Below are 21,350 nucleotides of genomic sequence, written 5' to 3' on the forward strand. Positions count from 1 at the left end.
AAAATACGTATATTAAAATATTAATTGGAGTGTTAACGAAAGAGTATATGGGGGTTAACCCCTAAAGTTGACCTGGTTACAAACACCTGTTTTTGGCAATTCGGTAAAGTTGCGGGTTTATCGTGAGAAATTTTGTGATTTAATTGTTAACGTGAAAAAAAAATGTTCATTTTTGCAACAGGCCCCGTAGAAAACCAGTGATCTGTGCAAAATATCGTGCTTTCATTAACATAGAATTTACAGTTGCCTGTGCCGGACCCATTATTTTAGCATTATCAATATGATAATCATCAAAACCCTTTGACCTGCAAACGACTCAAAATAAAACTGATCCTGTGTTTAACAAACCCCTCCTCAAAAGCTGTTAATTATGTATGTTCCGGTAATTATTTTCTTCTTTTTCATGTTGTGGTACATTCATTTCCGAACCCAAAGCTTTCGCAGTGCGTCTTTTAAAGAAAAGAAACTAAAGCCCATAGCGGGAGAAGATGCTATTCATGCGGTCAGGATAATAGGTGTATCCAACAGTGTATTCAGCGTATCCAAATATCTCCGCAGCGTAAAGAACCTGTCGGACAAAAGGTTTATGACCGTGGCGATTAACCAGGTGATCACTACCACTATGGGAACCACGCACCAGGCCCGCCTCATTGAAAACCTCGCTCCCGGAGAGGAACGCCGGCTGGGACATACCGATCATGTGAGGGAAGGCAAATACCAGATCTACATCGGCTATGAAATACTATGGGCACGGTACACTCCTGCCCCTGTATGGCACAAAGAAAAAGACACCGAAATGGCATCTCCCGCAAAACTATATAATGAAATGCTCAGGCAGCACCAGGACTCGCTGATACAGGAAATGGAGGACAAAAAAGATTTATTGTCCTGACAGCTGTGCCGTTTTACCCCTGAAGATGCTTAACCAAACCATAGAGAAGACAACGCCCAGCGTAGCGCCGGCAGTAACATCTTCCAGGAAATGCTGGCTCATATACATCCGGGAATATCCCACCAGCATAGCCAGTGCCAGGTATAACAACGACCAGTACTTGTTTTTTGCATAATAGGAAAGCACCGTAGCTGCTGTAAACGCACATACGCTGTGCCCCGAAGGGAAGCTCCTGAAATTATCAAGAACCGACACGCCGGGTACAAAATAAATTTCCTGTAAACGGCTGGCAAAATAACGGTGCGGGCGGGGAAAGCCGATCAATGCTTTCAGCGTGAAACTGATAGCTGCGGTAAACAGGTAAGCAGTAGCCATCATAGCGCCGGCGCGCCTGTTAATGACCAGCAGCAACAACGAAATGAGTACCGCCGCAGCAACGCTTCCCAGCTCTGTTATGCGGGGAAACAGGAAGTCGCCCGCAGGCGTGTGCAGTTTATTGATAAAGAAATAAGCATCCTGACGGCTTACTACCAGCCGTGTTATCAGCACTGTGATTACCAATAGTGCAAATGGCCACACCAGCCATTTCAGCTGGTGGTATACTTTAATGAAATTTTTGAGAAAGGCATTCATGGGATCACGACTGGGTTAACCGGCGATGGTAATTTATTTGTCCGAGATGATAATTAAGATGTGTACTCAGGTGCACCAGGAAATGCCCGGTAGACATGGCACTTGAAAAAACCTTTTCCGGATACGTTTTTTCAAGATCTTCCGCCGTTAAACCGGCTATAACGGTAAGGATTACACGACGGGTAGAACTGATCAGCACCAGCAGGTCTTCCGTGGGTACATTCCGCGCGCTGAACTCCAGCTCCCTGTTGCGGACATATCCCGTTTTTCCCAGTACGGCGCCTATATAATTTTGCAGATTACCACAGAGATGCAGACAGAGGTTTCCCGCTGAATTTGTTATCCCGGGAGGAACCCGCCAAATGCCAGCTGCTGTTTCGTATGCGGCGATCTCTTCTTCCAGTTTGCTGAGATCGCGCTCAAATAAATTAATTAAAATTCCGGTTAGCATATACTAAAGATAGGAAAAGCCCGCAATCATCTAAAGTTTTCCTTAAACATAAACTGATATGTTTTTGTTTAAAGTACATAACCCAACAGGATGACTGACAATAACAAACGCGAACTTACGCCCTTCCAGGAGAAATGGCATACCATCATTTTCGAGGCAAACACGCCGGCGGGAAGGGCGTTCGATATTATCCTTCTCGTTGCCATCCTGATCAGTGTTGTTATTGTAATGATGGAAAGCGTGATGCCTTTGCAGGAGAAATTCGGACGCTTGTTTCACATACTGGAATGGGTATTCACTATTATCTTCTCCCTTGAATATCTTTTCCGGGTATGGTGCAGCTACCGCCCAAAGGCTTATATCACCAGCTTCTACGGACTTGTTGACCTGCTCTGCATTCTGCCTACCTATGTAGAAGCTTTTTATGGTGGTGCGCATTTCCTGCTCACCATCCGGATACTGCGGCTCATGCGTATCTTCAGGATATTTAAACTGGTTCCCTTCCTGAATGAAAGCAAACAACTGTCGCTTGCCTTACAACAAAGCAAACGTAAAATATTTGTTTTCCTTTTTTTTATTGGATTATTAACTGTTGTTTTAGGCGCTATCATGTATGTGATAGAGTCTGAGCACAATTCGGGATTCACCAGCATCCCGGTAAGTGTGTACTGGGCAGTAGTTACACTAACAACCGTGGGTTACGGGGACATTGCGCCTATAACACCACTGGGACAAGCATTTTCAGCGCTCATTATGATAATGGGTTATGCAATTATAGCAGTGCCTACAGGGATCGTAACAGTAGAGATGAGCAGGATACGTAGCCGCGAAGATGTAGATCGTAGAGTTTGTCCGCATTGCATGCGTGAAGGACACGATGCCAATGCGGACTTCTGCAAATACTGCGGTAATAAACTCTGAAAATTATTTTACACTGAATAAAGGCTGTACGTCTATCATTGCTTTCTGGTAAGCAGCATCAAAAAGTTCCCATTTACCGGAAATGCCAATGCGTATATTGCGGCCATCTATCAGGTCAAACTCGGCAACTCTTTTGTTAAAGCCCTGTTTACCTCTTCTGAAATCTGTTATTTCAGATAACGGAAATTCCAGTGTGATTTTTTTACGGGAAAGCAACCAACCGATGACACCAAATAACAAAACCATCACCATTGGATTGGCTTCAAGAACAATTCTCTCATTTGTAATATACAATGTACCTTGTTTTGCATTGAACCTGGTCTTCATGTACACCGCATCAACTTTGAATAATATGGTTTCCTGTGGGTTAAGGGGCCATTTAACTTTAATCTCCTTCATGGTAATTAACAATATGGTTAGCCGCAAAAATATAATTTTATTGTGAATCTAAACGGTAAATATGATCCTTACTTCGCTACTTGATAATGATTTCTACAAATACACCATGCAACATGGTGTTATCAAATTGTTTCCGAAGGCCCGTGCCCGTTATACTTTCATTAACCGCGGACAGCACGCATTTCCGCCGGGCTTCGCGGAAGCCCTCCGTGAAGCGGTGAATAACATGCAGGAACTGCAGCTTACCCGGGAAGAAAAAGAATACCTGGCTGTAACCTGTCCGTACCTCGATCCCACCTACCTCGATTTTTTACAGGGCTACCGCTATAATCCCGCTGAAATACATATTGCACAACAGGGCGAAAACCTGGAAGTACATGCAGATGGCTACTGGTACCGTACCATCCTTTGGGAAGTACCGCTGATGTCGCTCATTTGTGAGCTCTATTACCAGCTAACCGGCCAGGAACGGGTAGCCGATGAGGAAGTGATCCGCATTACCCGGGGAAAAATTGAGAAATATAAAGAGATGGATATAACCATCGCGGACTTTGGCACCCGGCGGCGGCATTCCCTCGCCGTTCATAAGCTGGTGGTGAAAACGCTGCGCGACTATGGAGAAGGCTGTTTTATTGGCACCAGCAATGTACACCTGGCCATGCGGAATGGCGTAAAGCCCGTAGGAACCCACGCACACGAATGGTTTATGTTCCATGCGGCTAAGTACGGCTTTAAAATGGCCAATATGCTTGGATTGGAAAACTGGGTACAGGTGTACCGCGGGGATCTGGGGATTGCGCTTTCTGATACCTATACCACGCCTGTTTTCTTTGAGCAGTTTGATAAGAAATTCGCCCGGCTGTTTGATGGCGTGCGGCACGACAGTGGCGATCCTATTTTATTTGCAGACCGTACTATTATCCACTACAAAGGCAAGAACGTAGACCCACTCAGCAAAACCATCATTTTCTCCGACGGCCTTAACTATGAGAAAGTAGCAGATATCGCCGCCTATTGCCGGGGAAAGATAGGGATGTCGTTTGGCATCGGTACCAATTTTACCAATGATGTAGGGTTAACAGCCCTGAATATTGTAATTAAGATGTATGAGGCCCTGCCTGAAGATGCTACCCGGTGGACGCCTGTTGTGAAGTTATCTGATGTGAACGGGAAATATACCGGCGATCCGAGAATGATCGAACTGGCAAAGGAAATGCTGGATATTTAACAGCGGACTGTTTCCGGATTTGTTTGCCTGCATGATACAGGTAACAAATCCGGAAACTATCATTTACCAGTTCCCCAGGCCAATACCCGTATCCCCTTCCGCCACATTCCCGGATTCAAAGCCTTTCTTAAACCAGAACATTCTTTGCTCGGAAGTTCCGTGGGTAAAGGCATCCGGTACTACCTGGCCTGTGCTGGCCTGCTGAAGGCGGTCGTCGCCTACTGCGCTGGCTGCATTCAGCCCGGATTCAATATCGCCCGGATCCAGGAACGGCTTGATCTTATTGGCGCGGTTGGCCCAAACGCCGGCCAGGAAATCTGCCTGCAATTCCAGCATCACCGATAATTTATTGTATTCCTTTTCGCTGAGCCGGGAGCGCATGGATTGTAACTTACTGCTGATACCCAACAGGTTCTGTACGTGATGCCCTACTTCATGAGCAATCACATAAGCCTTTGAGAAATCGCCCTTTACACCAAATTGCTGCTCCAGTTCATTGAAGAAAGAAACATCCAGGTACACTTTACGGTCGGCCGGGCAGTAAAACGGTCCCATGGCTGATTCCGCAAAGCCGCAACCGGAATTGGTACCTTTTTCAAAAGACACCATGCCCGGTACTTCGTAGGTTTTGTTCCTCTCCTGGAACCCCTGCTTCCATACCCGTTCGGTACTGCGGAGTACTTTGGAAGACATCACCTCAAAAGGACTTGCATTCTCCTTCGTGAGTTTTTCAGATGTTCCGGCCTGCTCCTGGCCAGGACTTACCTGCTGAACAGCCTGCATTACCTGCTGCGGGTCCTGCTTAAAGATCAATGCCAGCACTATAATGATAATGGTGCCAATACCGCCGCCAACACCGATTTTGCGCATGCCGCCACCGGTCCGTTTCTCGACGTTTTCGCTCATTTCTTCATCATCAAGACGCATAGTAGATTTTAAATTTAGGGGTGAATATTCTTACCCCGAATGTACATTTTTCATTGTAAATTCCACTCTTTTCCCTAAGGGTAAACAAAAGCATTTTTTGCCTGTTAAGTAATCATTACCAATCCATACTCATAAACACCAGTTCGTATGAAAATAAAGCAGATCCTCCTTGCCGCCAGGCCCAAAGGATTACCTGTAGCCAGCAACTTTGAAACAGTAGATGCCATCTTACCGGAACTGCAGGAAGATGAAGTAATGGTAAAACCACTTTACTTTTCTGTAGATCCGTATATGCGTGGCCGTATGAATGATGCAAAGTCATATATCCCTCCGTTCCAGGTGGGCGAGCCGATTGAAAGCACCGGCGTGGCGGAAGTGACCAGCAGCAAAAGCGTCCTTTTTAAAGCAGGAGATAAAGTAATGGGCAACCCCTTCCTGCCCTGGGCAACAGCCGCTATTTTTCCTGCCGCCCATCTCCGTAAAATCGATGACAGCATTCCGCTTACCTATTATCTCGGTGTGCTCGGCGTACCCGGACTAACCGCCTATTTTGGCCTCGCCGATATCGGCAAACCCCAGGCCGGGGAAACCGTAGTGGTATCCGGTGCTGCCGGCGCGGTGGGCATTGTTGTTGGGCAAATTGCGAAAATACTGGGTTGCCGCGCAGTAGGTATTGCCGGCGGCGCTGAAAAAGTAAAGCTGCTCACAGATACCTTTGGTTTTGATGCCGCCATCGATTATAAAGGCAACGCCAATATGGATGCCGCCATAGCTGCGGCCTGCCCTAATGGCGTGGATATTTATTTCGACAACGTAGGTGGCGATATTTCCGACGCCGTGATCAAACATCTCAACTTCTTTGCACGGGTACCGCTATGCGGGCAGATTGCCCTGTATAATTCCACGGAAATACCCGTGGGGCCACGTATCCAACCCATTATGGTAACCAGGAGCATCCTCATGCAGGGCTTTACCATCGGCAACTATTCCAGCAGGTTTGGCGAAGGTTTCAAACAATTGTCGGAATGGGTTAAGGCCGGAAAAATAAAATATACCGAAACCGTGGAAGAAGGATTTGATCATTTGCCGTCGGCACTACTCGGATTATTTTCGGGAAGAAACAGCGGTAAGATGGTAGTGAAAGTGTAATTTTGAGTATGACAAATGCAGTTGTTCATACCCGTATTAAAAAAGTAGCCGCCGGAAATATCACAGATGCCAGTGATACGCTTGCTACAGAAGATCCACTCGAAATAAGACTGGTGCATGGCCCTTCTCATAATCGCCGGCAGCAGAACATTTCCGTTACCATGCGTACGCCCGGTGAGGATATGGAACTGGCCGCCGGCTTCCTGTTTACAGAAGGCGTGATCCGCGACCAGGCTGCCATCCAGGAAATTATTTTGTCGGAAGATGATAGCGGCAGCGCTGCTACCGTTCACCTGAAACCAGCCATAGTAGCTCAACTGGGCAATACCCAGCGGAATTTTACCGCCACTGCCGCCTGCGGTGTGTGTGGTAAAAATGATATTGCCGCCATTCATACAGGCGTTTCCGTTAACCGCGCTTCCTTACGCCTCGCAGCCGCACAATTATTCGGGTTGCCTGCTATATTACGGAATGAACAGGCGCTGTTTGAGTCTACCGGCGGATTACACGCCGCCGCCCTCTTTAACCGCAACATGGAGTTACTCCTGCTGCGTGAAGATATTGGCCGCCATAATGCGGTGGACAAACTCATAGGCGCCGCCCTGCAACAACAGTTAACACCGCTGGATGAATATATCCTGCTGCTCAGCGGCCGTGCAGGATTTGAGCTGATACAGAAAGCCGCAATGGCAGGGATACCTGTTATTGCCGCCATAGGCGCGCCTTCCAGCATGGCGGTAAAAATGGCCGCTGAATGGAATATTACCCTGCTGGGGTTCCTGAAAGATCAACGTTTTAATATTTACAGCGGAGCAGAAAGAATTGATGTCAAATAAATTTACGTGTTATGGATAGTGCAGAAAACCCGGTGCGGTTCACTGGTATCAGATTGAGCCCGCCCAAACAAGTAGCAGCGGGCATTCCTGCAGTAGTGTCCAGCATGCGGCACATCCTCGGGGAAATGAACGCCTTCCGTGGTATGAAGGCACTGCTGGAACTCAATCAGAAAGATGGATTCGACTGCCCCGGCTGCGCATGGCCCGATCCCGATGATGAAAGATCCGGCATCGCGGAATATTGCGAGAACGGCGCTAAAGCTATTGCAGAAGAAGCCACCACAAAAAAATTGTTACCCGGTTTTTTTGCGCAGCACAGCATCGCTGAGCTTGGACAATTAACGGATTACGAAATAGGTAAGAAAGGCAGGATAGCCCAACCTATGCACCTCGCTCCCGGCGCCACACATTATACGCCCATCGCGTGGGCAGACGCTTATAAAATTATTGCCGGTCATCTTCATAAATTATCCTCACCAGATGAAGCCGTATTTTACACCTCCGGCAGAACCAGCAATGAAGCGGCTTTCCTGTACCAGTTAATGGTCCGCGAATATGGCACCAACAACCTGCCCGACTGTTCCAATATGTGCCATGAATCCAGTGGCGTAGCCCTGAATGATGCAGTGGGAATAGGTAAAGGATCTGTTACTTTGGAAGATATACACGAGGCAGAAGTCCTTATCATATTAGGACAAAATCCAGGAACCAACCACCCGCGCATGCTCACGGCTTTGCAGAAAGCAAAGGCCAACGGCGCCACCATCATATCGGTAAATCCTTTACCCGAAACAGGTCTGCTGAATTTCCTGAATCCACAAACCGTTAAAGGGGTATTAAATATAAAAACACATCTCACAGATATTTTTGTGCAGGTAAAGATCAATGGAGATATGGCTCTGCTGAAAGCCTTATCGCTGCTGATGCTACAGGAAGAAGAACGTTTGCCCGGCAGTGTATTCGACCAGGAATTTATAGCCGGAAATACCCAGGGCTATGAAGATTATATCGCCCATCTGAAAACGCAGTCGCTCCCGAAACTGATAGCGGATAGCGGCGTAGCGCCCGAACTCATTCAACAGGCAGCACAAGCCCTGTTCCATAAAAAGAAGATCATCGCCTGCTGGGCAATGGGACTCACCCAACACAAAAATGCAGTAGACACGATCCGCGAAGTAGTGAACCTGCTGCTGCTGAAAGGCAGTATCGGCAAACCCGGAGCAGGTACCTGCCCGGTACGCGGGCATAGCAATGTACAGGGCGACCGGACGATGGGCATTTATGAGCAACCATCCGCAGCCCTTCTCAACAAGATTAACGCCGTATACGGATTTCAGCCGCCACGGGCACACGGCTACGACGTGGTACATGCCATCAACGCCATGCACCGCGGAGATGCCAAAGTGTTTATGGCGATGGGCGGCAACTTTCTTTCGGCTACGCCGGACACATTGTATACCGCGGAGGCGCTGCGCAACTGCGATCTTACCGTGCACGTATCTACGAAATTAAACCGCAGCCATGTGGTGCATGGCAAAGAAGCCCTGATACTGCCCTGCCTCGGTCGCAGTGATAAAGATATCCAACACGGCGAACAACAATTTGTGACCTGCGAAAACTCTATGGGCGTTATCCAGATGTCGAAAGGTAACCTGCAACCGGTATCCAACGATATGAGAAGTGAACCGGTGATTGTCTGCGAACTGGCCATGACCCTGTTCGGTGAGAAGTCGCGCGTACCCTGGGCAGACTATGCCCGGCACTATGATCACATACGCAACGATATTGAAAAAGTAATTCCGGGCTTCGATAATTACAATAAAAGAGTGAGGCATCCGGGAGGGTTCTATCTGCCCAATGGCGCGCGGGACGGACGGTTCAATACCTACAATGGCAAAGCCAATTTCAACATCGCGGATGTACTAACCACACCGCTGGCCATCGACGAGTATATGATGATGACCATCCGCAGCCATGATCAGTTCAATACAACTATATACGGGCTGGACGACCGTTACCGCGGTGTATACCACGAGCGGCGGGTAATATTCATGCATCCTGCGGATATTGCCGCTGCCGGATTCCATCCGGGCGATGTGGTAGATCTCTACAACTATCACGGTGGCAAAGAACGTGTAGCATATGGCTTCATTATTGTATCTTATCACATACCTGAAAAATGTACCGCTACCTATTTCCCGGAAACCAACGTACTGGTGCCGGTGGACAGCGTAGCAGATAAAAGCAATACGCCCACATCAAAACTGGTGATCATCAAAATAAAATCATCGACTATAAAAAACTAGCGCATGCAACCCATTATATGGCAGGCATTATTATGGCCGGCAACTGAATATTTTACGCTGCAGGAAAGTGGAACGGGAAAACTCGCTACCGGTTGTATCAACGGAGTAAGAGATCAACAACCATTTTGTATTCATTATAAAATAGAGATTACCGCATCATGGCAGGTGTCGTCCTTTCATATTAAACAGGAAGGGCTCACCCCAACAGAACTAAAGCTCACTTCAGACCTGCATGGTCATTGGTTTGATAAAGATAATAACCACATCGACGCCTTTGATAACTGCATCGACATTGATATTTCACTGACTCCTTTTACCAATACACTGCCCGTGAAAAGACTGCAGTTTGAATTACAGGAAAGTAAACTGCTGGATATGCTGTACATCAACCTCCCGGAATTTGAACTGCAGAAAGTACAGCAACGCTATACCCGCACCGGCCAGCATGAATACCTGTACGATAATGTATCCACGGATTTCACAGCAGCACTGCCCTTTGATGAAAATGATATTGTGAAAGATTATCCCGGGATCTTCCAACGCGTTACTTATTAAAGAGCAACGCTGTTTCACGGACCAGCTCCGCAAAAATATCTGCAGTACTCCAGGCACGCGCTTTCCCGGCTGCCTGCCCGGCCCACATATTTACAAACGCAGGATTATCCAATTCCCTGGCTGCTTTACGGATGGGCTGCGTTAACGCATCCTGGTAAGGATATTCGCTGATGGGTAGTCCGGAGGCTTCTATTTCCGTGATCAGGGTATTGCGGACGCCTCTTGCCCAACGACCGGATAATGCACGGGTGAGCAGTGTATCCGTGTCCGTTATATCGGCCAATGCCGCTTTATGTGCAGGTGTAGCAAGACTTTCATGCGCCCTGAGGAACAGGCTGCCCAATTGAACGCCGGCGGCGCCCAGCATTTTTGCGGCAGCTACTCCCCTGCCATCCATTATTCCCCCGGCGGCAATAACGGGTACGTGTACACGATCTACGATCTGTGGCACCAACGCAAGCGTGCCTACCTGCGGCAGCTTTCCCGGCAGGAATGCCCCCCGGTGACCACCGGCTTCAATGCCCTGTGCAATCACCACATCCGTGCCGGCCGAAGCAAGTACGGTCGCTTCTTCCACCGAGGTGGCCGTTCCCATCAGCAACACATGATGCTCTTTCAGCAGCCGGAACCCCGCTTCATCAGGCATACCAAATGTAAAGCTCACATATTTTATACCAGCTGCGAGGATAACCGGCAGCTGGTCTCTCCATGAATAAAAAGGTACTTCGTCGAAATTCACCGGTGCAGCGGCAAGCCTGTTGGCACCATACAGGAATTGCAGGAACTCCTGCATATCTTCAAATGTTTTCCGGTCGTAATGCTCCGCGGGCTCATAAACAAAGAGGTTTACGGCAAACGGTTGTTGTGTTAATCCCTTTACCTCCCGGATGAGTGCCGTTATTTTTTCAGGTGGCAGTCCGCCTACCGGTAAAGACCCCATTCCGCCGCTATTGCTCACGGCGGCTACCATAGCAGGTGTGGTAATTCCCAGCATGGGCGCCTGTATCAGCGGGTAAATGATCCCCAGCATACGGGTCAGTTCATTCTTCCATTCCATGACACAAAGGTTTAGTACTATAAATTTACGGAATGAAGGGGTTTCCTGCGCATGATTTTAGCGGAAGTTCAGCACCGTAGGTGCACGCAGTGCAGACACATCAAAGCGGAAATCAACGATCGTGGTTATTTCCAGCATCAGCTTCTTCATGGGGGCCGGTGCATTGGGGTAATAGTAGCCGGAAACTTTGATGGTATTCAGCGAGAGGTTTTCATTACGTACCCGGAAACCGCCTCCCAATCCCAGGTAAACCGGGTTGCGGAGCAGGTCATCACTTTTGTTGGTGATCATGGATGCCTGTAGCGCCGTAAAGAAATTGAATTTGAAACCGAGGAATTTCAGAGGGCTGTAGTACACGGTTTCTGAGCCCAGGTTCAGGCGCTGAAAGCCGTTGATCATGGTATTCCTGTACCCCCAGATGCCGTATTCCATATTGATGTTGAGCGGCTTATTAAAAAACGGGTTAGGGCTGTTGAGGTAATCGATATTCAGGAACTGGCGGAACCGCGATTTGCGGATATTCAGCAACCGGCTGTAATATTCCAGGCGGGCGTGTATCACGCCATCTTCCCAGGCGTTGTTGAGCCAGAAGGTGCTAAGACCGATCGTAGAATTAAAGAGGCCCTGGTTCCTGGTGGTCCAGAATTTCTGTGCTTCAATGCCGGTGTAGATCCTTCTCCGGTCTTTCCAGCTTTCCCAACCGCTGGTGGCGCTGACATTGTATCCCAGGGGAATATCCTCCGTACGGCCAAAGCCAAAAAAGTAGTGGGCTTTAAAGTAATCGATGCGGTAAGCCTGTAGTTCTGCCAGGTAGAGGCGGTGATTATTATAAACGGGATCGTCTTTATACCTTATCTGGTCCGGCTTTCGCTGAAAAGATAAATTATAGTGCCTGGCCAGTACCGCGAAATTGGGCTTCTTCCCGATGGTACCGTCGTGTTTATAGTTGTTGATGAAGTTATAGCCAATCCACCCGTCTATCACGGAATATACATAGTCGCGGTAAACACTGTCGCCGGTTTCCGGTAACGATCCGCGGATATTAATGGACCAGTTCTTTGACAATGCAAAACCGCCCACCAGTTTGGCAGAGTTGCGGTACAGCGGTTTATTAAAATTAATAAACACCGCCCCTTCAAAGGCATTGGTATCCAGCTGGGCGTAGTTATTCAGGGTAGTATAGCCGAGGCTCATATCTATGAAAGATCCCAGCAGGTTGTATTTTGTATACCTCACTTCCGTGTTCCAGGTGGGGGAATAGTCGGAACGCCACTGCATACCAACTCTAAGGCCCTGTCCAGCGCCAAACAGGTCGTTGTTGGATACACTGGCCCTGATGTCTTTTGCGCTGAACTGTGAAATGTCTACGCCATATTCAAAGAGATCTTTTGTCACCACCTCCACATCTATAGAATCGCCGGTGGCGTTTTTTACATACAAACGGGCATCCTGTATAAACGGCCGGTTACGCAGGTAACGTTCATTGTCGGCCATTTCAAAGGGTTCCAGCGGTTGATTTTCCCTGAAGAACAGCGACTGCCGGATCACCCATTCCCTGGAATCGTAATGCATACGGTTGGCCAGGTGGATTAGCTTCATGCTGGTGGTGAAGGTGGTATCGTTGATATTACGCGGACCGAAAACCTTTACTTTCCTATAGTAGATATTTCTGATCACTTTGCCCGCAAAGGGGGTAAAATACGCCTCACTTTTGATAATGGTGCTGTCGTTATCATTGGATTCCACCGGAACATCCTGTTTGGTAATGCGTTTTATGAGCGATTGACGGTACTCTTTATTGCGCATGGAATCGCGGTATTCCCCGATTTTTTTGAAGAGGCCACTACTTTTATGGGGGATAGTGTCCGCTGCAAGCGGGAACTGTTGGCCTTCTGCGTATAAACAGACAGGACTATGCAGGCCAATCAGCCAGCATAAGACAGTTAGTGTAGGCCATATTTTAAAATAATTCCTCAAATCTAGCAGCAGGTAACAAGTATATCGAAAAAAAATGAAATAGTAACAACCGCAATTATTGTACTTACCGGAATGATAATTGTGTAAAATTGAACGGATTACCTGGAAAAGTGTTACAAATATTAATTGTTCACCTTAAAGTTTTCGTTATGTTACGCTGGGCACTCATCTTTTTTATTGTAGCTATTATCGCAGCTGTATTTGGTTTTGGAGGTATCGCCGCCGGAGCAGCATCTATCGCCAAGATCCTCTTTTACATCTTCCTGGTGTTATTTGCTATTTCTTTACTGACAGGATTGCTGCGAAAATAGGCAGTGAACCGCCTTTGGCGGTTGCAAATTGTCTTGGAGCCGGATTACACTGATTATACTGATTGCATTGATTTGATCATTTTTGATTTTGAAGAAATCAGTATAATCAGCGTAATCAGCGAGAAAGACAAAATCCGCAAAATTACTTCATGATGCTGGTTTCCCAGCCATCATATTCTGCATTCACCTGCTGGGCCAGTTCCCAAAGGCTCATTACCACACTGTCGATGGTAGCTTCACTGGCTTTGTCGGAGCGGGAGATACATAATTTATAGGGAAATTCAGGGTTATCTGTTTTTTCTTCTCTGGCCAGCGCAAAACCATTTTCCTTGATATGCTCCCAGTAAGCAATTTTATCTTCTTCTGTTCTGAAGTGGATCCAATGCTCGATGATACGCTCTTTTTCTGACGCATCCCCGTGCTGGCGCAGCATACGAAGCACCTTCCTGTTTTGAATGCGTTGAAATTCGTATACATCAGGAAAGAGAAAATCAAAATATAGTTCCCAGTTATTATCTTCCTTTACGCCGTAGTCGTAGCGGTAATCAGGAAAATTAACCATTGCATCCGCAATGAATTTATCATGCAGCAATGTGGTGCCTGAATAAAAGTAAAAATCGCGTACGCCATTTGAAAAGGTGCGGCCTACAAAATGCGCATCCAGTTTGGTTTGCAGTTGCTCCACCAAACTGTCCTCAATTTCACCCATGACGGCAAATTCATCGTTCTGCGGGAATCCGTCCTCACGTGGATTGTTAAGATATACTGTTATATATATGGCATTCGGCTTTTCCTTTAATGGCGCAAATCGTCTCAGATCAAGGTCAAGGCCTATTACTGCTGGACTTTCTTCAATATGGCACGTATAAATATCCCAGTCCGGTCGGTAATCCTTATGCATATAAAAAAATTAAAATAACGCAACAGCTGGCTGTAAAGATACGTAGCTCTGTAATACAATGGAAACGATAAACTTGTATTGACCTCTTTTTTATCCACAAAATTTAGCGTATGCTATGCGTTGGCCTCCACTCAATTATGCCGGTTAAAAACCAGGCTTAACACTAATTAACACTTGTGGTATTTTCCCTGCATATTCCTGCAACCGGCTACCACAAGGAATCCTGCGCGATTCTGTAGTTGAAACAGCGGACTGTAAAGGGTTCTAACCAACCTTTCATCCTAAAAACAGGCGATTCTTCATTCATAAAAGGTAATTTTACAGGGCTATAAATTGTTGGAAGCTATTATGAGAAAAATTGTATCGTTAATTACAGGCTGGCTGTTATTATTTTGTATTACTGCTGTGGCGCAACAACCGGGTGGGAAAGCCGCCTCCGCCAGCACGGGCGTCATCTACGGCAAACTGCTGGATGCACAAACCGGCAAACCTATTGAGTACGCATCTGTAGCGCTGCTGCGCCCCGACTCCTCCGTGCAGACAGGCATGCTCTCCAAAACCAACGGGGACTTCAGTTTCGAGAATATTGCGCGGAGTAAATATATCCTGAAGATTAACTTTATCGGGTATGAAACCGTTTATAAAACTACGGTGCTGTCTGACAAAACCAACAGCGTAGACATCGGTAATATTAAACTGAAAGCGAATGTAAAATCACTCGCTGCGGTGAATGTAGTGGGCGAGAAACCAGCCTTTACAATGGCTATCGATAAAAGAGTATTTAATGTAGAAAAGAACCTGGCCAGTATCGGCGGTACCGCTACCGATGTACTGAAACAGGTACCTTCTGTGAATGTGGACATCGACGGAAATGTAACCGTGCGCAATGGCGCCCCTACCATCTTCATTGATGGCCGCCCCTCTACCCTCACACTGGACCAGATCCCCGCAGACGCTATTCAGAACATTGAAGTGGTCACCAACCCTTCCGCCAAATACGACGCAGAAGGCATGAGCGGAATCCTCAACATTGTGCTGAAGAAAAATAAGAAAGCAGGTATCAACGGCGCTGTAAACGCCGGCGTAACTTCCCTCGGCAGCACCAACGGCGGTATCGACTTCAACCTGCGCCAGGAGAAGTTCAACTTCTTTATAAATTATAATTTCCGTAACCGCAAATCACCCATGACCAGCCGCCTTTTCCGTAAGAACCTGGGCGCTGATACCACCTCGTATACGGAACAACTGGAGGACGGTGACTTCTACCGGAAATTCCAGACCGGCCGCATCGGGTTCGACTGGTTCATCGATAACCGTAATACCATCACGATTTCTGAAAACATCACCGGCGGTAATTTTAACCGGTATAATAATCAGATATTAAATGAACTGGACGACAAGCAGCAGAAAGTACGCTATGGTACAGGGATCAACAATACGCTGAACGGATTCCGCAACTACACTACACAATTGGGTTACAAGCATACGTTTGCCAAAGAAGGTGAAGAGTTGACTGCAGACTTCACCTATAATTATGCTACCGGCGACAACAGTTCCAATTATTCCCTGCAATATTTCGATCTTTCCGGTCAGCCGGTTTATGATCCTAAAAAGCCGGAACTACGCTATGGCAGCGGAGAAGGAACCACTAAATATATGACCGCCCAGGTAGATTATATAAAACCACTGACAGAAAAATCCAAAATTGAAATGGGGCTGCGCAGCAACACCCGTCAGTTTGATAATTTTACCAATACCTACGGCCAGAATTATCCATCCGGCGATTTCTCACTGGATACGGCACTCTCCAACAGTTATCATTACCAGGAACAGATCAACGCGGGTTATGTAAGCTACACCGGTGCCAAAGATAATTTCGGCTACCAGGTTGGTTTAAGAGCGGAGCAATCGAACTACGACGGAGAAACAAGACTGGGGCAGAAATCTTCCTATAAGATCAATTATCCCATCAGCCTGTTCCCAAGCATTTTCCTGTCGCAGAAATTTAAAGGCGATCATGAGCTGCAACTGAACTATAGCCGCCGCATCCGCCGGCCGTGGTTCCGCGACCTGCTGCCCACCATCGACTACAGCGGGCAAAGCGCCAGCACCGGTAATCCGCAGCTGAAACCGGAGTTCACCAACTCTTTTGAATTATCTTACCTGAAAGACATTGCGCATAAACACAACCTGCTGGTATCCGTATACTACCGCAATACCAATAATGCCATCACCGATTTTTACGTAGATACCACCCTGAACCTGAACGGGCAGGACCAGCACGTATTACTCTCCTATCCTATTAATGCCAGCACCCGGAATTCATATGGCGCGGAATTTACGCTGAGAAGTCAGCTTACAGAAATATGGGATCTGACCACCAACATAAACCTGGCACAAACAAAGATCGACGCCACCAGCAATGGCAGCAATCTTTCAAACCAGGGCCTTACCTGGTTTGGTAAATTGAACAGCAACACTAAGCTGCCGTGGAACCTCACCTTCCAGGTGAGCGCCGAATATGAATCCAAACAGATCCTGCCACAGGGCGAAAGAGAGCCTAAATGGTCGGCCGATGCCGCCATTAAAAAGGACCTGCTTAAAAATAAAGCATTGTCTATTTCTCTCGGGATCGCCGACATATTCAATACTGATCGCAATCTTACCTATACCACTACCAGCTTTTCCGAGCAGGAAAATTACCGCAAACGCGCCACCCGTGAGCTGAGACTCAATGCCACCTGGCGCTTTGGCAAAATGGACACGCATCTCTTTAAAAGAAAGAATAACAAGTCCAAAGAAAGCAATAACGGAGAAATGGGTGGAGGCGATAATTTTTAATTCGTATTTTGTCGTTTGTAAACGACACTTATGGATTCTATTTATCATACTATTACCCTGCGGTTCCTTGCTGAACCATCAGATGTAAATTTCGGCGGAAAAGTACATGGCGGCTCTGTTATGAAATGGATTGACCAGGCAGGTTATACCTGTGCAGCCAATTGGAGCGGGCAATACGCCGTTACCGTATATGTGGGGGGTATCCGTTTTTTTAAACCAATCTCCATCGGCGACCTGGTGGAGATAGATGCGAAGATTATTTATACCGGCAACACCAGCATGCATATTTCTATTGATGTATTTGCGGGTAATCCGCGCCAGCAGCAGAAATCAAAAACCACGCACTGCGTAATGGTTTTTGCAGCCGTGGATGATCACGGCAAAACCGTACCGGTTCCTAAATGGACGCCACAAACTGCCAACGAAATAAGTATGGAAGGCTATGCAAAGAAACTAATGGATCTGCGCAAAGATATTGATGAGGAGATGAGACCCTACATGTAGTGGAGATCGCCTTCGGCGATTTAAATTGTCTTGGAGCACGATTACACTGATTATATTGATTAGCTTGATTTTTACTTTTTGATTTTATAAAGGATTAAGGGAGATAAAAGTGAATATATCCGCTTTTATCTCCCTTAATCCTTTATAAAATCACATATGATCAAATCCTTAACATCAATATAATCAGTGTAATCATGCTCCAAGACAATTTAAAATCGCCGAAGGCGCCTAACTTGCAAACTGCATATCGCTCAATGTCCGGTACAAGCCATCCAGTCCTATTAATTCGCTGTGTGTACCTTCTTCCACAATATGCCCTTTGTCCAATACAATTATTTTATCGGCCTGGCGTACAGTAGCCAGCCTGTGAGCGATTACGATGGAGGTCCGGCCTTCCATCAGCTTGTCCAGCGCGTCCTGCACCAGTTTCTCCGATTCAGAGTCCAATGCGGAAGTAGCTTCATCCAGTATCAGGATGCGGGGATTTTTTAATACCGCCCTTGCGATGGCGATACGTTGCCGCTGTCCGCCGGAGAGTTGTATCCCCCTTTCTCCCACCACCGTTTGAAGCCCTAACGGGAACCGCTGTATGAATTCCCAGGCATTGGCCTTTTTGGCGGCTTCCTCCATTTCTTCCGGAGTGGCGCCAGGCTTGCCATAGGCAATATTTTCTGCAATGGTGCCGCCGAAAAGGAACACATCCTGGGGCACCACCGCCATTTGTGAACGGAGCTGCGACAGTGGAAATGCAGCGCTTTCCTTGCCATCAAAGAGAATGCTGCCGCTTACCGGATCGTATAGGCGTAGCAGTAAGGACACGACCGTACTTTTCCCGGCGCCGCTGGGGCCAACCAACGCCACCTTCTGATCAGCATACACATCAAAGGAAACATCGTTCATGATGGTAAGATCCGGACGGGAAGGATAGTGAAAAGACACATTGCGGAAGCTGATTTGCCCGTCCAGCTGGTTTTCCGGCGTAATGGCCGTTACGGGGGTAATATCTTCCGCAGGTTCATCCAATATTTCCAGCAGGTGTTCTGTAGCGCCAATGCTCTTCTGCAGGTTGGTATATACTTCTGCAAGCCCCGCAATAGATCCGCCGATAAACAGGGAGTACAGTACAAACGACAGGAGGTCGGCCGTAGGCATACCGATGGAAACGCCTCTCCAGATAACAGCTACCAGTGCGCCAAAGATCCCCATGATGATAAAGGATGAGAAGGCCCCGCGGAATTTCCCGCTTTTCATACCGAGCCTCGCAGCTTCATTGGTGCGTTGCCGGTAGCGGGCAATTTCAAAAAATTCATTCGCAAAAGCCTTTACGTTCAAAACGCCCTGCAATGTTTCCTCCACCACGGTGTTGGAAGCAGCTACCTGTTCCTGTACCTGTTTGGAAAAGCGACGGATAAATTTGCCGAAAACCACGGCGGCTACCATCATCAGCGGTAAAATAGCCAGCATAAAAATGGTCAGGTGCGGCGAGGTGATTAATAAAATAACCACGCCTCCGATGATGATGATCATCTGCCGGATAAACTCTGCCAGGGTGGTGGTAAAAGTTTCCTGTAACAGGGAAATATCAGAGGAAATATGGCTGCTAAGCTCTCCCACCCTTCTTTCCAGGAAAAATTTCATCGGCAGGCGGATCAGGTGACTATAAATAGTTTGACGAAGCGTGGCCAGTGTTTTTTCTGTTACATTAACGAATAACACAATGCGAAAGAAAGAGAAAATGGCCTGGGCCACCAGTACACCGATCAGCAGTACGCCGGCTTTGTTCATGCCATTAAACAGGTGTTCATTGCTTTTCGGATCTACCAGGTTACCCAATAGTTTCGGGAAGGCCAATCCGGCTAAACTTGAAATCAGGAGAAAAATAAGACCTAACGAAAACTCAGGCCAGTAGGGTTTTACATAACGGAACAGGCGGAATGTTTTTTTCAGAGCGGCTACCTTAATGGGTTGCTTTACCGCCGGGGTTGTGGTGTCGTTTTGCATTCGGATATTGTCTTTATTAATAGAGGTAGACGAAACGTATCCAAATATATTGTAAAAAGCGGGATAAAATTTATAATGCCTCCGGGGGATCGCTTTCCATTGCAGGAAAACAAATACCAGAGGCATTATAAGTACGGCTAAGGCCGTGGTCTGTTTTTGGATGAATCGCCGGTGCCAGTCCCAAAGCGGGATGAATCTTCCCCTGGATTGATGGCTCCCGGAGGCGCCTGTGCCGCAGGCACAGTGTCTTGTTGTATCATACCGGCCGTGTCTGTGGTATTTACCGTTGAATCGGTCCCGGACTTATTACCGTTTCCGCATGCAGCGAGCATGAATGCCGATATACCTGCCAGCATGAGCATGTGTGTTACTTTCATAAACTGAGTGTTTAAGGGTGAGGTAATGCGGTTATATCAGTTAACAAAGCGTCCTCCTTAAACAGGTGTAGCAGTTTATAAGCGGGTTGAATCCGGTTTGGTTTTAGCAGTATCTACAGGTATAACACTGGTGCTGTCTACTGAAGGCATGGATACAGCGGCGGAATCGGCTTCCTTGCTGGCCTCCTTTGAACTGTTACAGGCAAAAAGAAAAAAACTCAGGATACCGGTTAAACAAAGTACCACGCATGATTTATAGAAAAAGGCTTCCATCGTTGTGTTTTTTTATAATGATAGATTGTATTTTATAACAGACATTAAAGCAAGCAGTTCAATATCCTGTTACAATTGTTAAAGGAAAGAATTGTGCCAACACGTACATTTGCAGGTATATATTTTCAGATGATGAAAGATGTATTGCATATCATAGAAGAAGATCAGATACTAAAAGTGCTGATAGCATTGGTAATGGGTGCATTATTGGGTCTTGAAAGAGAATATAAACGAAAGGCCGCAGGCATGCGTACCATGACGTTGATATGCATGAGCAGCACTGTATTCACCATACTTTCTGCTGAATTGGGATATCCCCATTCGGCAGACCGTGTAGCCTCCAATATCCTTACGGGCGTGGGTTTCATTGGGGCCGGCGTTATTTTCAAAGGGGATTACAGCATAGATGGCATTACTACAGCAGCATCTATCTGGATTGCCGCCGCTATAGGAATGGCCGTTGGCATGAGCCAGTACCTGCTGGCCGCTTCTGCCCTTGCCGGTGCGCTGATTGTATTGATTGTACTGGAATTTGTAGAAAGAAAAATTGCGGACATAAATGTTAAACGTTATTACACAATTTTTTTTCATGAAGAAAAATTTCCACATATAGAGGTTGAAAATATCCTACAGGGATTTAACCTGAAGTATAAAAGAATGATGATAATAAGAAAGGAGCATATTGTGGAAGTGAATTACGCGGTGCGGGGCAGCCACGAAAAAATGGAGCAGTTTGATAATTTCCTGCTGACTAACAGCAACATCTCCCAATACGAGATACAGGCCAACCCATCGTAAGGTCTTTAATTGA

At 47.0% G+C, this 21,350-nt stretch carries 21 protein-coding genes; 11 read left to right on the forward strand and 10 right to left on the reverse strand.

Annotated elements, in window-relative coordinates; all coding sequences use genetic code 11:
* The first annotated feature begins 370 nt into the window (after positions 1–370).
* Entirely contained in the window at positions 371–892 is a 522-nt protein-coding gene (locus tag PV783_RS30865) for a hypothetical protein (protein ID WP_079471894.1), read from the forward strand.
* On the opposite strand, the gene PV783_RS30870 is transcribed toward PV783_RS30865, so the two are convergent.
* Together PV783_RS30870 and PV783_RS30875 are read right to left on the reverse strand one after the other, a co-directional pair.
* Positions 881–1,525 (reverse strand): phosphatase PAP2 family protein, encoded by a 645-nt coding sequence (locus tag PV783_RS30870; RefSeq protein ID WP_420990731.1) that lies wholly within the window; start codon positions 1,523–1,525, stop codon positions 881–883. The genes PV783_RS30865 and PV783_RS30870 overlap by 12 nt on opposite strands.
* A gap of 4 nt (positions 1,526–1,529) precedes the next feature.
* The gene (locus tag PV783_RS30875) at positions 1,530–1,976 is read right to left on the reverse strand and encodes a DinB family protein (RefSeq protein WP_420990732.1); all 447 of its coding nucleotides are present in this window, start codon (positions 1,974–1,976) and stop codon (positions 1,530–1,532) included.
* A 90-nt stretch (positions 1,977–2,066) separates the two neighbouring features.
* On the opposite strand from PV783_RS30875, the gene PV783_RS30880 reads away from it, so the two are divergent.
* Entirely contained in the window at positions 2,067–2,897 is an 831-nt protein-coding gene (locus PV783_RS30880; RefSeq protein WP_079471897.1) for an ion transporter, read from the forward strand.
* Between the two features lie 3 nt (positions 2,898–2,900).
* On the opposite strand, the gene PV783_RS30885 is transcribed toward PV783_RS30880, so the two are convergent.
* Positions 2,901–3,296 carry a hypothetical protein gene (locus PV783_RS30885; RefSeq protein WP_420990733.1) on the reverse strand — a complete coding sequence of 132 codons (396 nt, stop codon included), beginning with the start codon at positions 3,294–3,296 and terminating at the stop codon, positions 2,901–2,903.
* Positions 3,297–3,357: 61 nt separating this feature from the next.
* Here PV783_RS30885 and pncB point away from each other — a divergent pair, with 61 nt between their 5' ends.
* A complete protein-coding gene (gene pncB / locus PV783_RS30890) occupies positions 3,358–4,524 on the forward strand; it encodes a nicotinate phosphoribosyltransferase (RefSeq protein ID WP_420990734.1) in 1,167 nt (388 codons plus the stop codon).
* Positions 4,525–4,587: 63 nt separating this feature from the next.
* Here pncB and PV783_RS30895 read toward each other — a convergent pair whose 3' ends face one another.
* The gene (locus PV783_RS30895) at positions 4,588–5,451 is read right to left on the reverse strand and encodes a neutral zinc metallopeptidase (RefSeq protein ID WP_079471900.1); all 864 of its coding nucleotides are present in this window, start codon (positions 5,449–5,451) and stop codon (positions 4,588–4,590) included.
* Between the two features lie 147 nt (positions 5,452–5,598).
* On the opposite strand from PV783_RS30895, the gene PV783_RS30900 reads away from it, so the two are divergent.
* Genes PV783_RS30900 through PV783_RS30915 form a run of 4 tightly spaced genes read left to right on the forward strand, consistent with a single transcriptional unit; the run spans position 5,599 to position 10,297 of the window.
* Complete coding sequence (locus PV783_RS30900) at positions 5,599–6,600, forward strand: NADP-dependent oxidoreductase (protein ID WP_420990735.1); 1,002 nt, start codon at positions 5,599–5,601, stop codon at positions 6,598–6,600.
* An 8-nt stretch (positions 6,601–6,608) separates the two neighbouring features.
* Entirely contained in the window at positions 6,609–7,436 is an 828-nt protein-coding gene (gene fdhD, locus PV783_RS30905) for a formate dehydrogenase accessory sulfurtransferase FdhD (protein WP_420990736.1), read from the forward strand.
* 11 nt (positions 7,437–7,447) lie between these two features.
* Positions 7,448–9,742 carry an FdhF/YdeP family oxidoreductase gene (locus tag PV783_RS30910; protein ID WP_420990737.1) on the forward strand — a complete coding sequence of 765 codons (2,295 nt, stop codon included), beginning with the start codon at positions 7,448–7,450 and terminating at the stop codon, positions 9,740–9,742.
* Positions 9,743–9,745: 3 nt separating this feature from the next.
* A complete protein-coding gene (locus PV783_RS30915) occupies positions 9,746–10,297 on the forward strand; it encodes a putative glycolipid-binding domain-containing protein (RefSeq protein WP_420990738.1) in 552 nt (183 codons plus the stop codon).
* On the opposite strand, the gene PV783_RS30920 is transcribed toward PV783_RS30915, so the two are convergent.
* Both PV783_RS30920 and PV783_RS30925 read right to left on the reverse strand, forming a co-directional pair.
* Positions 10,287–11,354, reverse strand: a complete 1,068-nt coding sequence (locus tag PV783_RS30920; RefSeq protein WP_420990739.1) for an NAD(P)H-dependent flavin oxidoreductase — start codon at positions 11,352–11,354, stop codon at positions 10,287–10,289. The genes PV783_RS30915 and PV783_RS30920 overlap by 11 nt on opposite strands.
* A gap of 57 nt (positions 11,355–11,411) precedes the next feature.
* Positions 11,412–13,160: a hypothetical protein gene (locus PV783_RS30925; protein WP_420990740.1), complete on the reverse strand. Its 1,749-nt coding sequence runs from the start codon at positions 13,158–13,160 to the stop codon at positions 11,412–11,414.
* A 320-nt stretch (positions 13,161–13,480) separates the two neighbouring features.
* Here PV783_RS30925 and PV783_RS30930 point away from each other — a divergent pair, with 320 nt between their 5' ends.
* Entirely contained in the window at positions 13,481–13,642 is a 162-nt protein-coding gene (locus PV783_RS30930; RefSeq protein ID WP_079471907.1) for a DUF1328 domain-containing protein, read from the forward strand.
* 142 nt (positions 13,643–13,784) lie between these two features.
* Here the strand turns inward: PV783_RS30930 and PV783_RS30935 are convergent, their stop codons facing one another.
* Positions 13,785–14,543: a DUF695 domain-containing protein gene (locus tag PV783_RS30935; protein WP_079471908.1), complete on the reverse strand. Its 759-nt coding sequence runs from the start codon at positions 14,541–14,543 to the stop codon at positions 13,785–13,787.
* A 348-nt stretch (positions 14,544–14,891) separates the two neighbouring features.
* Here PV783_RS30935 and PV783_RS30940 point away from each other — a divergent pair, with 348 nt between their 5' ends.
* Together PV783_RS30940 and PV783_RS30945 are read left to right on the forward strand one after the other, a co-directional pair.
* The gene (locus tag PV783_RS30940; RefSeq protein ID WP_420990741.1) at positions 14,892–17,384 is read left to right on the forward strand and encodes a TonB-dependent receptor domain-containing protein; all 2,493 of its coding nucleotides are present in this window, start codon (positions 14,892–14,894) and stop codon (positions 17,382–17,384) included.
* Positions 17,385–17,414: 30 nt separating this feature from the next.
* A complete protein-coding gene (locus tag PV783_RS30945) occupies positions 17,415–17,888 on the forward strand; it encodes an acyl-CoA thioesterase (protein WP_079471910.1) in 474 nt (157 codons plus the stop codon).
* Positions 17,889–18,116: 228 nt separating this feature from the next.
* Here PV783_RS30945 and PV783_RS30950 read toward each other — a convergent pair whose 3' ends face one another.
* From PV783_RS30950 to PV783_RS30960, 3 genes are all read right to left on the reverse strand, one after another.
* The gene (locus PV783_RS30950) at positions 18,117–19,889 is read right to left on the reverse strand and encodes an ABC transporter ATP-binding protein (protein WP_420990742.1); all 1,773 of its coding nucleotides are present in this window, start codon (positions 19,887–19,889) and stop codon (positions 18,117–18,119) included.
* Positions 19,890–20,026: 137 nt separating this feature from the next.
* On the reverse strand, positions 20,027–20,266 hold the full coding sequence (locus PV783_RS30955) for a hypothetical protein (RefSeq protein WP_079471911.1): 240 nt from the start codon (positions 20,264–20,266) through the stop codon (positions 20,027–20,029).
* 75 nt (positions 20,267–20,341) lie between these two features.
* Complete coding sequence (locus PV783_RS30960) at positions 20,342–20,539, reverse strand: hypothetical protein (RefSeq protein WP_079471912.1); 198 nt, start codon at positions 20,537–20,539, stop codon at positions 20,342–20,344.
* Positions 20,540–20,671: 132 nt separating this feature from the next.
* Here PV783_RS30960 and PV783_RS30965 point away from each other — a divergent pair, with 132 nt between their 5' ends.
* A complete protein-coding gene (locus PV783_RS30965) occupies positions 20,672–21,337 on the forward strand; it encodes an MgtC/SapB family protein (protein ID WP_420990743.1) in 666 nt (221 codons plus the stop codon).
* Positions 21,338–21,350: the final 13 nt, after the last annotated feature.

Origin of the sequence: Chitinophaga sp. CC14, from assembly GCF_048957795.1 — a bacterium.
GTDB lineage: Bacteria > Bacteroidota > Bacteroidia > Chitinophagales > Chitinophagaceae > Chitinophaga > Chitinophaga ginsengisegetis.